The sequence below is a fragment of the Sulfuriferula thiophila genome (genome assembly GCF_003864975.1).
In the GTDB taxonomy this organism is placed as follows: Bacteria; Pseudomonadota; Gammaproteobacteria; order Burkholderiales; family Sulfuriferulaceae; genus Sulfuriferula; species Sulfuriferula thiophila.
This window is the reverse complement of sequence record NZ_BHGL01000028.1, coordinates 107,084-121,830: the sequence shown is the minus strand read 5'-3', so window position 1 is coordinate 121,830 and position 14,747 is coordinate 107,084. Positions and strand designations below refer to the sequence as shown.

The window sequence follows — 14,747 nt, the reverse complement described above, 5'->3', positions numbered from 1 at the left end:
CGTCAGTTTGTTGGCGGTGGCTATGTCACTGTGCTGGTTCGTGGCGAAACTGGTGCGGTAAACGCAGCAGTCCGCGCAGGTGCAGATGCATGTGAGCGTGTTGGTGATGGCCTGGTAGCCGCGCACATCATCGCTCGTGTGCATTCTGAGGTAGAAAATATTCTGCCAAGCACACCTGACGCCAGCATCGGCGGCCGTGATGGCGACATCAGCTAATACTGGGAATCAATGGAGGTATGTCCATGCAGTCCGACCCACGTTTAAACGGATATCTGTCGCGCGCCCTTAGCCACGAACTGGCGGCTGTGCAGCAGTATCTGATGCAGGCCACACTTGCCGGTTTGTGGGGTATGACTGACATGAGCACCCGATTGCGTACGGATGTAAAAGAAGAGCTGGTGCATGCAGAACGACTGATGGCGCGGATGCTCGTTTTGGGCATCCCGTCCAATGCCACGCAATTGCCCCCAGCCCGTACTGGTCGTAGTGTAGAAGAGATGCTGCTGATTGATCGTGGGCTGGAGATCGAAGCAATTCGATTATATGAAGAAGCAACAAATTATTGTGCGCGAATACGAGATAGCGAGACTCAGGCATTGCTTACCGCCATTTTACAGGATGAGCTAGGCCACTTGAATGAGCTGGATCGTATGCTGACGGAAATTCATGAAGGAGTAGAGCGATGAGTGAAGCGAATATTGCCAAAACGGACACGGTTTTAGTCGGCAAGGTTCTCGAACCAACCATGAATAAACGTTTTGATTTTAACAGCTATGCTGAAACGCGGAAGTTTCTGGATGATCTGGCAGAGTTGTCAAAACGTGAGGATTACTACCCCAATATCAATTTTGGCAAAAATTATGCCAACGTCAGTATCGATGGTGAAGGTCTGGCGGTGCTGAATGAACGTAACTCCAGTTTTATCGTCGATATGCACGCGCTGGTTCCCGCTGCAGTCGCTTAATTGTTAGCAGCAGGCAACGGAGTTAACCATGACCAATCGTATTATCGCTGTCATTAACCAGAAAGGCGGAACCGGCAAAACGACGCTGGCGCTGAATCTGGCAGCAGGATTATCTCGACGAGGTCCTACGCACCTGGTTGATGCCGATCCGCAACGCTCAATTACCCAATGGGTGGGTATGGGTGGTGGTAACTCCGGATTGCCAGGTGTTGCTCAGTTAGGCGGCAATCCGACTGCTGTACTTACTAAATTGGCACGCAGTTATCGTTACGTTGTGGTCGATTGCCCACCAACGGTGCAAGGGGAAGCAGTAGCCGCCATTATGCGCATGGCTAACCTGGCACTGATACCAGTCTTGCCTTCGCCCATCGATTTATGGGCGAGTGTGGACATGGCCAATGCAGTTAAGAAAGCGCAACAGGACAATCCGGGATTGCATGCCTGTCTGGTACTTAACCAGCTGGAAACCCGCAACGCCTTGTCACGTGAAATGCGTGAAGTAGTAACAGAATTTGATGTGCCCGTGCTGGTTTCCGGCATGCAGCGACGTGCGGCATATCGCACCGCTGCAGTAGAAGGCTTGAGTGTATACGGCGTGGGAAAGCGCGGTCAGCATGCCGTGGCAGATATTGAAGCGATTATCGAGGAGGTTTTATGCCTGTGAAAAATGTAGGAAAACTTGTGCGCGGTGTCCGCCAGATTAAAGAACAGCAGGACAGTCCGCCAGCAGCAGCAGCGGCTCCCGAGGCCGCTCCCGTTGCGGCCACGGTAAAGCCAGTATCGCCTCGCGCCAGCGCCAAGCCTGCGCCAGCCAAACCTGTTAAATCAGATGTACAGCATCCGGATCGCGTCTGGCCGGATTGATTTGACTAGGCGTAGTGCTTAGCTGAGAACAGGCAGGTTATGTTCTGCTGTGAGTGGAGAACTGAATCTACCCAATTAAGGAATAGTCATGAATGACATTATCAATCAATACAGAATCGAAAAACAACCCTACTATCGCAACGTAGCTGACGAAATAGAACTCTACGAAGCGGCTTATTCAGTACGTATGCCCATGATGTTAAAGGGGCCTACGGGCTGCGGCAAAACCCGTTTTGTTGAATACATGGCTTGGAAACTCAACAAGCCGCTGATTACGGTTGCATGTAATGAGGATATGACCGCTTCTGATCTGGTTGGTCGCTTCCTGCTGGATGCAAACGGGACGCGCTGGCAAGATGGTCCGCTGGCGATTGCTGCCCGTAATGGTGCGATTTGTTATCTGGATGAGGTAGTTGAAGCGCGTCAGGACACCACCGTGGTAATCCATCCACTGACTGATAATCGTCGTGTCCTGCCACTCGAGAAAAAAGGCGAGCTGATCCAGGCGCATCCTGATTTTCAACTGGTGATTTCCTACAATCCAGGCTACCAGTCCCTGATGAAAGATCTTAAGCAGTCAACCAAGCAGCGTTTTGGCGCTTTGGACTTTAACTATCCGGCACATGACATCGAGACCGAGATTGTCGCTCACGAAACTGGCGTCACGGTGGAGGTGGCAGGCAAGCTGATATCCATTGCAGAACGCGCCCGTAACCTCAAGGGGCATGGTCTCGATGAAGGTATCTCTACTCGTATGCTGATCTACGCAGGAAGTCTCATTGCCAAAAACGTCAATCCTAAGGCGGCTTGTCACATGACACTGGTTCGTCCGATTACAGATGATCCAGATATGCGTGATGCGCTGGATGCAGCGGTAAGTACCTACTTTTAGTCTTTCAGGATGGATAGACTGAAAACGTCATCCATCGAATTTGGCTAATGAGTTTATAGGCGCAGTATGCGTCTGGCTCATTACGCTCCGCAGATACCAAACACAACCTAGCGTCAGGAGTTGAGTCATGGCGGTCGAACTTGAAAAATATCAAGACATATTGGATGAGCTCGGGGAGCATGCGGGTGAAGTATTGCGTGCCTCCTGGGGCGAAGCGGCTCGGGTGTTCAGTCCTCGTGGCCTGGAGACCTATTACCTGCAAGGTGCAACTGGCCTGAAGTCACTGGGGCGCGGGACGGATCTGGTGGTGTCTTTTATCCAGAGTGCCCCTGCAGTAGCGCGCGAATTAGGTGAAGATGCAGTCAGCGATCTGCTTGCCGCCGCGATTAAAATGTATTCCAAGACCAGCGCTTCGGTCATCGCCGCGATATTCTCTACCAGTCCAGTTGCCGCTTCGCGTTTAGGGGATGCCGAGCTGTTTCGCGGTTATCTGCACTTGCTTGATACCTTGCTTGCACAGGCTCCACGCGGCGTTCGTCCCATGCTGGATCATCTCAGCACACTGCTCGGCCAGTTGACGTTGGGTGGTTTACGGCGCTGGGCGTTATGGGGTGCTCAGGCTCACAAAACTAATTTTGACGGGCAGCTAAAATATTTCAGTCTGGAAAGCCCTGAATCTATCGGTGTCCTGCAAAAAGAACGTAAAGGCACGCTATTCATTGATGTGCAGCGCCGTATTGGTATGTATTTGCGCGCGTTGTGGGCACGTGATTTCTTTATGCGTCCTACCAGTGGGGATTTTGAAAAGCGTGAAGGATATCGCCCTTCAATTGAGGGTTACATTATCCATCTGCCCGATGCTTATGACGATTTTGTATCTATGGCAGAAAACGGTGAAGAGTTACGCATGTCGGGCATAGAGCTGTACCGGGCAAGTGCAGCGCATGCCGCTTGCCATCAGGTTTATAGCACTGTCCAGTATGACAACACCGGGTTGAATGCGTTACAAATTGCAATGATAGGGTTGATTGAAGACGCCCGCGTGGAATCGCTTGCATTGGCAAAGTTTCCTGGTCTGCAGCAAATATGGCTGCCTTTGCATACAGCAACAGTTCAGTCGGGAGATAACGCGGTTGCGCTGATGGCGCGTCTGGCACGCGTTCTGCTGGATGAGAATTACCGTGATGATCATCGCTGGGTGCAACTGGGGCGTCGTTTATTCATGGAACAGCAGACACAGGATAATGCTGCTGAATGGGTACGGGCGCTCGGCATGCAGTTAGCGGACGAATTGCAGATGTTGGGTGCCGGCTATAGCCAGTCCAATGACGTAGTCGATATCGTATATCGTGATGACAACCAGTATATATGGGAATTTGAGGATATCCGCGAAGCCGGTCAGGTTGTCGCCGGCGTGACCAGCCAGCAAATTCGCAAGTACGTCAGCGTGATGGAAATGATTAACGCTATTGATGTACCTGGCGCGGGTGATGATGCCAATGAAATATGGGTGCTGAATAGCGAGTTCTTTCGTGATGAGGAAAGCACCAGTATTAATGAGCAAGAGGGTAGAGAGCCGCCACCGGATCCCTACCATTATCCGGAGTGGGATTACCAGATGCAGCTGGATCGCCCCGAATGGTGCACCGTGCTTGAGAAACGTGCCAAACCGGGGGAGGTGAAGATGATTGACGACATTGTGCTCAAGCACAAGCCGCTGATCTCCCGGCTCAAGTTCCTGATTGAGGCTATGCAGCCTCAAGGTGTACAACGCTTGCGCAAACAGGAAGACGGTGATGAGCTTGATTTGAATGCCGCCGTGAATGCCATGATCGCAATGCGCATGGGAGAGCAGCCAGACCTGCGCATCATGATGCGTAATATACGCAAAGTACGAGATCTCTCGGTAATGTTGCTAATCGATTTATCTGAATCCACTAATGATGCCGTGGTTGGCTCAGAAAACACCGTGTTGAAGCTTGCGCGTGAAGCAACTGTCCTCTTGGCCGATGCCCTCGACAAGATAGGCGATCCTTTTGCAATTCACGGCTTTGACTCTAATGGTCGCCACGATATCGAATATTTCCGTTACAAGGATTTTGGTACGCCTTATAACGACAAGGCAAAAGCTCGCCTTGCCGGTATGAGTGGGCAGTTGTCTACACGTATGGGCGCTGCTATGCGTCATGCAGGTTCAATACTTAAGCGCCAACCGAGCAGCAAAAAACTGTTACTGGTGATTACTGACGGTGAACCTGCCGACAATGATGTGCGTGATCCGCAATATCTGCGGTTTGATGCCAAAAAAGCCGTAGAGGAATTAACACGTAACGGCATATCTACTTATTGTCTCAGCCTTGACCCCAGGGCCGATCAGTATGTGTCGCGTATCTTCGGCGCAAAGAATTACATGGTGGTTGATCACATTCAGCGCTTGCCCGAGAAATTGCCAATGCTTTATATGGGCTTGACACGATGAACACCGCCTTTGCCAAACCCTGAATGGAGATTGTCATGCAAACCCTGCCTAGTCTACTCACGCCCATTCTCGTCCTGTCAGCCCCATTGATTGTGCTGCTGGCGGGGCTGATACCGACTGGATGGGCCAATCAACGGCCACAGTTCATGGCGCGGCTGAATGGCACCGTCGCCTGGCTCGCCTGCCTTTGCGCCTTGCTGGCAGCGGTGATCCACCCCTTTGACGGTAACCGTACCTGGACTCTCTACGCCATCAACCTGCCGGGAGACATAGGCGCACTTGCCATCTCCACCTACGTTAACAGCGTGACAGTCATTATGCTGCTGCTGGTATCTTTTGTCGGTGCCGTGGTAACCCGCTACTCGCGCAACTACCTGGATGGGGATCCCAATCAGGGTCGCTTCCACAAATGGCTGAGCTTGACCCTGGGTACCATACTAACCTTGATTATCTCGGGTAACATGCTCATGTTCTGGCTGGCCTGGATATCCAATAGCCTGTGTCTGCACCAACTGCTGACGTTCTATCGTGAGCGTCCGGCCGCAGTGTTGGCTGCGCACAAAAAGTTCATCGCCAACCGTATCAGCGACCTGAGCCATCTCACCGCTATTTTATTGATTGGTTCGACACTGCATAGCCTGGAGTACGCCGACATGCTGCACAGCATGGAGGCGATGCATGGCTCATTTCCACTGGCTCTGCAATGGGCGTCGGTGTTGATCGTGCTGAGTGCTGTTCTAAAATCCGCCCAGTTTCCGCTGCATGGCTGGTTGATCCAGGTAGTGGAGGCGCCAACACCGGTGTCCGCGTTGTTACATGCAGGTATTGTCAATGCAGGCGCCTTCCTGATTATCCGCATGAGTCCTATCATGTCTTACTCGGAAATTGCCTTAGGCATTCTGGCAGTGATCGGTTTAACTACGCTGGCTCTGGCTTCCCTGGTGATGCTCACCCAGACCAGCATTAAAGTGTCTCTGGCCTGGTCTACCACCGCGCAGATGGGCTTCATGCTGCTGGAGTGTGGTCTCGGTCTTTACAGCCTGGCCATGTTGCATCTAGTGGCTCATTCACTTTACAAAGCCCACGCCTTCCTGGCCTCTGGCAGCGGTGTGGACAGCTTCCGTGCACCCACCATTACCAGTGCTTCAAGTGGCTTCAAGCCTGTCCAGCTAATCATTGCCCTGGTTTCCGGCGGACTCATGGCCGTCGTGGTGGGGGGCGCTTTCGGCATTACTCTCCAGTCGCAACCAGCGCTGATCGCCGCTGGCACCATCGTCGCTATCGCGTTGAGTCAACTGCTGCTACAAACAGCCAGTGTGATGAGTAATGGTGTTTTCTTTCTGCGCGGCATCGGGTTGAGCGCAGTAATCTGCATCGCCTATTTTAGCCTGCACGCACTGTTCGAAATGGCTCTGCAGGGCAGCGTACTGCCCGTACAGGATGCAGCCGGGCCTTTCCAGGATGCTTTGGCTGTCGCCATCGTCGTCGTGTTCCTGTCGCTGCTAATGCTGCAGAAGATGCTTAAATACGCCCCGTCGACGTTAGTCGAAGGGCTCTACATGCATCTCTACAACGGCTTGTACATTGACGTGTACATCACCCGGTTGCTGCAGCGGGTGTGGCCAGCGCCAATTCACAGCACACGTCCCAGCCCCTTTGCTACTGAAAAATCAACGGGAGGTTGATCATGACCATGAACGATAGCATCGCCTTGAGCGACGCCGATAATGCAGTTCACGAAGCGCCTGTAAATAAGACGATGGATGCAGCTGAGCTGAACCAGCGCATCAACGCAGCCTGCGGGCGCATCGCACCGTTGTGGCCGCTAAAGCACTTTGTCGCCGTTAATCCTTTCTTCGGGCTATGCGACTACAGTTTCCAGGAGGCCTCCGACACACTGGCACGTATCACCGGCTCTAACCTATACATGCCTCGTGATTATTACCACGAGCAGCTGGCAACCGGGCGTATTTCCCGTGAGGACCTGCAACAGGCCATCAGCCGCTGTGGCAGCCAACTGGATATATCTGTCGTTGAGTGGTCGCTGGCCGCTGAGGCACCCAAGCCCAGGCTGGGTATGGCTCCGGTAAGTGAGGTGCTGGAGCGGGTGGAAGGTGGTCTCTGGTCGAGTTTTGTTACTGAACGCATCAGTATGCACTGCGCCGCCTATTTTGATCTGGGACAGGCTATCCAGGCCATGCCTTGGCGCAACCTGTCCCTCTATGCATCCTGGCGCAAGGCAGCCGCCATCGACCGCAGTCCGGCAATGATGGGTCTGCACCGCTTCCGCTCGGAAATCAGCCGCTTGCCTGCCGATCCGCGCGCTGCCATCGCCTGGGCTGTTGCACAGCTGGATATTCCGGAGGCAGGGATGGAGCGCTATCTGCATGCCTCGCTACTAAGCATAGGTGGCTGGGCAGCCTGGGCGCGTTACTTGCGCTGGCAGGCCGAGTTGACCGGGGGGCAGGACGATTCCATCGTCGATCTGCTGGCGATTCGTCTGATGTGGGATGTGCTGCTGTTCAAGGAGAAACAGTCGGTAGCTTTGGTAGCACGCTGGCGCGAAATGCTCGCGGCCAGCATGCGCGCGCCTTCCTCTAGGCGTCAGGTGGCGGCGGAGATCGATCGCATCATGCTCAACGCCATGGAAATCGGCTTTCAGCGTAGCGTGATCAGTGGCTTGAATAAAGTATCCCGGAATGACGAGCCGGCTAAGTCCGTTGCTCGGCCGGCAGCCCAGGCGGCATTCTGCATCGATGTGCGCTCCGAGGTATTTCGACGCTCCTTGGAGACCGTTGCCCCCACGGTACAGACCATCGGTTTTGCAGGCTTCTTTGGTATTTTCATCGAATACGTACCTTTGGGTGCCAGCACTGGGCATTCCCATGTGCCGGTACTCTTTAATCCGGCTTATCGTATCTACGAAAAGGTCAAGGATGGCGAGCAGCAGACGTTTAAGGAGTTGGCCAAGCGGCGTCAACGTATTGGTTTATACAAAGCGTGGAAAGGTTTCAAGCTGTCGGCCTCCTCCTGTTTTTCTTTCGTCGAGGCCGCCGGGCTGATGTATGCGCCCAAACTGCTGACCGACAGCTTTGGCTGGAGCCGGCCGGTGCCGGATCCGTTCTCTCAGGGACTCGACAAGCAGGTCATTGATCGGATAGGACCTACGCTGGCTCAGGTTGCTGAGTCGCAATCATGTCCTCACCATGCGGATTCTGGGATCCCGCCATCCGACTGGGTAGGCCATGCAGAACGTATCCTGCGCGCTATGTCCATGACGGACAACTTCGGGCGACTGGTGCTACTGACTGGTCATGGCAGCACCACGGTAAATAATCCCCACGCCACTGGCCTGGATTGTGGTGCCTGCGCCGGACAGACTGGCGAAGCCAGTGCCCGCGTGGTGGTTGCCCTGCTGAATCAGCCAGCGGTACGGCGTGATCTGCGTGAGCGGGGTATCGTAATTCCGGACGACACCTGGTTCCTGGCTGGTCTGCACGACACGACTACGGACGAGGTACGGCTGTTCGACACCGACGAAGTACCCAAGCAATTGATCCCGGATCTGGCACACCTGCGTGAGTGGCTGGATCAAGCTGGTGACCTGACCCGCATGCAGCGCTCTGCCTTGCTGGGGATTTCTGGTCTGTCGGATCAGGCCGTTGAAGCCAATGTGCGGCAGCGCAGCCGCGACTGGTCGCAACTGCGGCCGGAATGGGCGTTAGCCAATAACGCCGCTTTCATTGCTGCGCCGCGTGCACGCACAGAAAGTATGAATCTGGGTGGTCGCGCCTTTCTGCACGACTATGCATGGCAAAACGACAGCGGATTCAAGATACTGGAACTGATCATGACCGCACCTATGGTGGTGGCTAACTGGATCAACATGCAGTATTACGGCTCCGTCGTCGACAACCCGCGTTTCGGCAGCGGCAATAAAGTACTGCACAACGTGGTGGGCGGCGCCATCGGCGTGCTGGAGGGTAATGGCGGCGACTTGCGCGTCGGTCTGCCGATGCAGTCTCTGCACAATGGCAAGCGCTGGGTACACGAACCGCTGCGCCTGAGCGTATTCATCGAGGCTCCAGAAGCTGCTATGGAAGACATCATTGCCCGCCACGAACTGGTGCGGCAATTGGTTGAAAATGGTTGGCTACACCTGTTCCGTATTGGCGATAAAGGCGGCGTCTACCGTCGCGTTGCTGCTGCTCATTGGGAACGGTCTGACGATGCGCAGTCTTCTGGCGTTTGACCATAACGAACGAGCCATTGGTCAATTAAATGGTATCGGCTCGTTCTAACATGGTGGGTCAGTCAGTCAAATAATGGGGTAATAAATTTCGTGTGATCAAACACGATGTTACATACCAGGAATGTTTAAGTTGGTTGTGGCAGTAACGCTGGTTAGACCATGCAACTTGGAAAGAAAATGAAACAGCAAGGCAGCGCCTGCGGAGATGTGAGATTGCCTGATGTGTAGCACTCGGAGAGCCAACAGAGTTAAATATATGGCCGTATAATAAATAAAAGTAAATTGTTAATGTAATAATATTTAACTTTTATTAAAACATGGATAACGCCATAATTTATCATAACTGTCGCCTCTGTGAACTGTGAAATATCGCGCGTATGTTATTGAAATAATATTGATAGTTACGGTATTTTTGAGTTGCAGTTGTTGTTTATTTTGAAAATGTGATTTTAACTGCACGGCTAATTGACCAAATCTAAAGTCAATTCTGGTGGTTGGTTCAGGTCGTTAATTGTAACGATGGTCTGGTGAGGGAAACCTGTTCGGATAGAGCGGCGTGGTCTTGCAAATGTTGCAAGCTATATTTTTTCAGGAGATTAAGAATGCCATTGGTTGATATGAAAAACATGCTTGATCACGCCTACTATCATGGATATGCCGTGGGTGCTTTTGGCGTGGATGGATGGGAAATTCTGGAAGGAGTGGTTGCGGCTGCAGAGGGTATGCGCACACCGATTATTCTAAGTGTATCCAACGCTTATCCAGGAACTGATAGCATTGAATCGCTGGCGCGTGGGGTCATTGAAATGGGACAGCGGGCCACAATACCGGTGGCATTTCAAATCGAGGTGGAGGATAACCTTCAGGCAGTGGCTGTTGCAATTAGTATGGGTTGCAATGGAATCGTGTTCAATGCCTCTTCGCACGCCTTGCCAGATAATGTGAGATTGACTCAAAAGGTTGTTGAGATGGCGGCTGCCAGTGGTGTGCTGGTAGTCGGTCAAGTGGGGCAGCTTGAGAGTGGGGATACCGTTGACGGAGTGGATTCTGTCGACAATAGCTCTACAACTCCACCTGAAGCCAAATATTATGTTGAACGCACTGGTGTGGGTTGCCTGGCAATATCGGTCAAGCGCTTAAACTCAGGCGGGAACAAATACGATTTCACCCGGCTCTCGAAAATCAGTCAGGCCGTCGGTATCCCGCTTGGCATCCACGGCAGTGCAGGTTTTACCGATGACCAGTTGAAACGCATGATCAGTTTCGGTGCGGCCAAAATTAACTACAGCTCGGTTCTGCTCGATGTCGCGGCTCAACGTATCAGGGAAAATGCGTTGGCCGGAGTCGAGGGTTATACGGCTATCATGGAAGGCGTGCGCGAGGCGGTTCGTCTTGAAGTAGAGCGCTGTATAAAGGTCTGGGGCTGTGGCGGTCGGGCAGCGGAAGTGCTGTTGCAATGTCAGTCGCGGGATCGTGCGTATGCAAATTTTGACGGCGATAACCTGGAGAGAATGCGGGTGGGTTAGCAGGAAACCTGAAAAGTCATTTCTGCGCAGTCAACATAGTAAATGAATCCAGATAACGCTATTCATAGCGCTGCCAATCTGCTCCGCGCAGGCGACACGGTGGCTTTCCCTACCGAGACGGTTTACGGACTGGGTGCAGATGCAGCCAACCCACTGGCGCTGCATAAGGTGTTCGAGGCCAAGGGCCGGCCAACCGATCACCCACTTATCATTCACATCGCTGATTCTTCTCACCTGTCTGTGTGGGCTCAACATATTCCCGATATGGCGTGGAAGCTGGCTGCTGCCTTTTGGCCTGGACCGCTGACGCTGATTCTGCGACGTCATGAGCAAGTCTTGAATGCAGTCACTGGCGGCCAAGATACTGTGGCTCTGCGGGTACCTGACCATCCGGTAGCTATCGCGTTGCTACGCGCATTTGGTAGCGGCATTGCTGCACCCTCGGCTAACCGCTTTGGTCGGGTTAGTCCAACCTCGGCGCATCATGTGCGTGAGGAACTGGGCACCAAGGTCGGCATGATACTGGATGGCGGCTCATGTCGCGTCGGTGTAGAGTCAACCATCATTAGTCTGGTGCATGATAAGGCGGTATTGCTACGACCTGGCGGCCTGTCTATTGCAGCCATTGAAGACACGCTTAAACAGAAAATAATATTGACTCAGGCGGCTGAGCAGAAGATTCGAGTTCCCGGTGTGCTTTCTGCGCACTATGCGCCAGCAACACCGATGGAATTACATTGTGCCGATGCATTATTTCAGAGGGCGCGCCACCTCTCAGCTCAAGGCTGTAAGGTGGTGGTATTGGGATTGGGCAGGGCGAGTGAAAACGATATTAGCGACATCGGTTTTGATTATTTTCCCATGCCTGAATTGGCAGAAGATTATGCTCATATGCTTTATGCAACGCTGCGTCAGTTTGACCGTGCCGGGCTCGACTACCTGCTTGTGGAACATCCTCCGGATACGTGGCCTTGGTTTGCAGTCAAAGATAGGTTACGGCGCGGCGCCCAGAGTCGTTGACGGTTTTTGCATGGCTGGCTTTGTGCAGGAAGTTGTAATCTGTAGCAATGTATACCAGATGCGATAGCTGTATTTTTGGCAATCCTGTAAATAAAACGGGTTTGCTGTCAGTGATATTCACCAACTCATTATCAGTCCTTTACGGGCAGTGGCTGATCGAGAGGCTTCACGGCAGAGTGCATGAGCGCTATGAATGCCTTGGCTGCCGGGGTAAGCTGCTTACCAGCCGGATAGACCAAATGCCATTTCCGCTCCAACGGTAAACCACGTACATCAAGTATCGAGAGCTCTCCATTAGCAAGCTCAGAACGTAGCGTAGTAGCGGATAGTACGGCTACACCCAACCCCCCAGCCACTAACTGCTTGACTGCTTCATTGCTGCCTAATTCCATACGTACCTTGAGAGTTACTCCGTGCTGCTCAAAAAAATTCTCGGCAGCCAGACGTGTTCCAGAGCCTGGTTCACGCAAGATAAATGATTCGTTCTGCAGACGTGTCGGGTCAATATCCTTTTCCTGCGCTAGCGGATGAGTCGGACTGGCGACCACCACCAGGAGGTTGTCGGCAAAAGCGTCCATAACCACATTCATGTGTTCCGGCGGTTGACCCAGGATATAAAGATCGTCCTGGTTCTGTGTTAAACGTTCCAGCAGATCCTTACGGTTGCCCATGAACAGGGTGGTGTCGATCCCGGGGTGGGTCTTGCAGAAATCACCCAACAGCCGGGGAAGAAAGTATTTCGCGGTGGCAAGGGTAGCCAGTTTCAAGCTGCCCTTTTCCAGTCCTTGAAGTGCAGCCAGTTCATGGCTAAGCTGTTCCAGTCGGCCAAGTACGTCACGGCAGGTAGCCCATGAGGCAACGCCAAATGGGGTGAGCGATATTTTTTTGCCGATCTGTTCAAATAGCGGCTGACCGATGGCTTCAGCGAGCTGCTTGACTTGGATAGACAACGCTGGTGGTGTCAAATGCAACTCTTCAGCAGCGCGAGCGAAACTCATGTGCCGGGCTACGGCATCAAAAATTTTAAGTTGGTGTAGAGTGGCATGGTGTATAGGCATGGAAATATTAAATCACAGTAAAATTTAGGAGTAAATATTTTTTAATTCATTAAAATCAATTCGTTGAGATATTTAGTTGCGATATTGGCATGATGGTATGAGCTTGTTTATGGGTTGCAGAATACACAGCATCCGGCCTGTGCTTTTTTCTCCGGTCGAGCTACTTTGACTTGGTAATTGCATTTGCCACAGCGGTGAATGTCTGCCATGGTCTCACGCGTTGGTATGCCGCAATTTTCACAGGGTAGACCAAGGACACGATCAGCGATTTGGAATCCAGGGGTGTTGCAGACAGGGCACAGGGTACAAAGCTTGCGTGCTAGATCCTGCGTAGCTTCGGCAATTACCTCCATACGCGTAGGATTCATATGAGCACGTACATCGGTTTCCAGAAAGGCGCAGCCGTTATTCGCCTCACGACAGGCCCAATCAAAGGCGCTACGTAGTGCTTCCCAGTCGGTAATGCCTTTGTGTATGCGGGGATCATCCTTGTGCTGCGGGCGTACAACTAATCCATGCTCGGGAAAACCCGCCTTATTGGCGAACATTTCAGCTTCCTCCCAATTTGCGGTGAGCTGGTGGGATAAACTGGCCTTGCCCGAGGCTACACCGACCACTTCGATTCCCAGTATATCGTCGACCCAGATTATCATTTCCACGTTCAAGAGAAACATGCCCGTGTAAGGATCAGGTCCAAAGCTACCCTCACTCGCGAGCCCGAGAGATGCTCCCGCCAGTTCCATACCCATGCGCGCCTTTGTCCGCGCTGCATCGAGCTGCGTACCAGGCCGCGGGATATCGCGAGTAAAGGTGCCCAACTTGTCGGTATCGAAGCCTGTTACCAGCATCACCTGGCATTCGACTGTAGAGGCAAGCAGAGGCGCGATAACTTTCTCCTTGCCGTGCTGGGTGAGCAGAGCAATGCTTGAGCCACTGTATATGGATTTTCCTGAGTCACCTGGTTTTGTAGATGCTAACTCATGCATAGTTTGCCCCTGACGGAAATCGAAAAAATCGGATTACATCTGCTGCCATTGCTTATCCTGATGGCGGAAATCAAAGGACAAAAATGACGAAATCCGGGTTCGATAACATAAATATTCTCCAAATTACATGGCGAGGTGTTCTCAATTGAATCGGTTGGTATCCTGAAACAGTTAACCGATGACTAGTATTCTGGATGGTTTGTTTGTTTAATTAAAGTTAAATATGTTTACTTTAATGTTTAATTTTTATTTACTTATACCCAGTTGGATGGCGCGTTGTCAATGCATAAAGGAAGCTGGATACAAGGTCTTGATCATCAGCAAAGACGCGATCAGCACAGCAATGGTGCTGCCGAAATTAATCATTTGTGCTACACGGCGCGATTCCCTGACCAGGCACGGTTCTGCCAGCTCGTTGGCAAATGATCCTGTATTGAACAGCATGAGCCAATCCTCGACCAGCTCAGCGGTGATACCCACCAGTAATGAGTGTGGTGGTGCTTAAATATCTCCACCATGCAACACTGAGGCAAGTAGCAGAATGGTTTGCCGTGTTTGATAAAACAAGCCTAATAAAATGTAGTTAATTTGCATCTTTATGGACGCCAAACGAAATTTATTGGATTGTAGCCAAATCAACGAATGTACATCCGGTCAAGTGTGAGTGATATATAGGCATGATGAAACATGGTTTTTCCAGTTGTAG

14 protein-coding genes are annotated in these 14,747 nt (G+C 52.1%); 11 read left to right on the top strand and 3 right to left on the bottom strand.

Annotated features, from left to right (window positions below; translation table 11 throughout):
* The 11 genes from EJE49_RS14255 to EJE49_RS09435 all read left to right on the top strand — a co-directional run.
* The coding region (locus EJE49_RS14255) for a BMC domain-containing protein (RefSeq protein ID WP_223246900.1) at nt 1–216 on the top strand (216 nt) is incomplete at its 5' end.
* Nucleotides 217–242: 26 nt separating this feature from the next.
* Nucleotides 243–686: a ferritin-like domain-containing protein gene (locus EJE49_RS09480; RefSeq protein ID WP_124950201.1), complete on the top strand. Its 444-nt coding sequence runs from the start codon at nt 243–245 to the stop codon at nt 684–686.
* Nucleotides 683–964 (top strand): hypothetical protein, encoded by a 282-nt coding sequence (locus EJE49_RS09475; protein ID WP_124950200.1) that lies wholly within the window; start codon nt 683–685, stop codon nt 962–964. Before EJE49_RS09480 ends, EJE49_RS09475 begins: the two co-directional genes overlap by 4 nt.
* Nucleotides 965–992: 28 nt before the next feature.
* Nucleotides 993–1,628 carry a ParA family partition ATPase gene (gene parA, locus EJE49_RS09470; protein WP_124950199.1) on the top strand — a complete coding sequence of 212 codons (636 nt, stop codon included), beginning with the start codon at nt 993–995 and terminating at the stop codon, nt 1,626–1,628.
* A complete protein-coding gene (locus EJE49_RS09465) occupies nt 1,619–1,828 on the top strand; it encodes a histone H1 protein (RefSeq protein ID WP_124950198.1) in 210 nt (69 codons plus the stop codon). The genes parA and EJE49_RS09465 overlap by 10 nt, the downstream gene beginning before the upstream one ends.
* Before the next feature lie 88 nt (nt 1,829–1,916).
* Nucleotides 1,917–2,720 carry a CbbQ/NirQ/NorQ/GpvN family protein gene (locus tag EJE49_RS09460; protein ID WP_124950197.1) on the top strand — a complete coding sequence of 268 codons (804 nt, stop codon included), beginning with the start codon at nt 1,917–1,919 and terminating at the stop codon, nt 2,718–2,720.
* 127 nt (nt 2,721–2,847) lie between these two features.
* Nucleotides 2,848–5,199, top strand: a complete 2,352-nt coding sequence (locus tag EJE49_RS09455) for a nitric oxide reductase activation protein NorD (RefSeq protein ID WP_124950196.1) — start codon at nt 2,848–2,850, stop codon at nt 5,197–5,199.
* A gap of 35 nt (nt 5,200–5,234) precedes the next feature.
* Entirely contained in the window at nt 5,235–6,884 is a 1,650-nt protein-coding gene (locus EJE49_RS09450; protein ID WP_124950195.1) for an NADH-quinone oxidoreductase subunit L, read from the top strand.
* A gap of 2 nt (nt 6,885–6,886) precedes the next feature.
* Entirely contained in the window at nt 6,887–9,451 is a 2,565-nt protein-coding gene (locus EJE49_RS09445) for a YbcC family protein (RefSeq protein WP_223246899.1), read from the top strand.
* 602 nt (nt 9,452–10,053) lie between these two features.
* Nucleotides 10,054–10,977, top strand: coding sequence for a class II fructose-bisphosphate aldolase (locus EJE49_RS09440; RefSeq protein WP_124950194.1), 924 nt, complete (start codon nt 10,054–10,056; stop codon nt 10,975–10,977).
* A gap of 42 nt (nt 10,978–11,019) precedes the next feature.
* Nucleotides 11,020–11,997 carry an L-threonylcarbamoyladenylate synthase gene (locus tag EJE49_RS09435; protein ID WP_124950193.1) on the top strand — a complete coding sequence of 326 codons (978 nt, stop codon included), beginning with the start codon at nt 11,020–11,022 and terminating at the stop codon, nt 11,995–11,997.
* Between the two features lie 131 nt (nt 11,998–12,128).
* On the opposite strand, the gene EJE49_RS09430 is transcribed toward EJE49_RS09435, so the two are convergent.
* From EJE49_RS09430 to EJE49_RS14110, 3 genes are all read right to left on the bottom strand, one after another.
* Nucleotides 12,129–13,055 (bottom strand): LysR family transcriptional regulator, encoded by a 927-nt coding sequence (locus EJE49_RS09430; protein ID WP_124950192.1) that lies wholly within the window; start codon nt 13,053–13,055, stop codon nt 12,129–12,131.
* A 107-nt stretch (nt 13,056–13,162) separates the two neighbouring features.
* Entirely contained in the window at nt 13,163–14,041 is an 879-nt protein-coding gene (locus tag EJE49_RS09425) for a DUF6671 family protein (protein ID WP_124950191.1), read from the bottom strand.
* 279 nt (nt 14,042–14,320) lie between these two features.
* Nucleotides 14,321–14,485, bottom strand: a complete 165-nt coding sequence (locus EJE49_RS14110) for a hypothetical protein (RefSeq protein WP_189941811.1) — start codon at nt 14,483–14,485, stop codon at nt 14,321–14,323.
* Between the last annotated feature and the right edge of the window lie 262 nt (nt 14,486–14,747).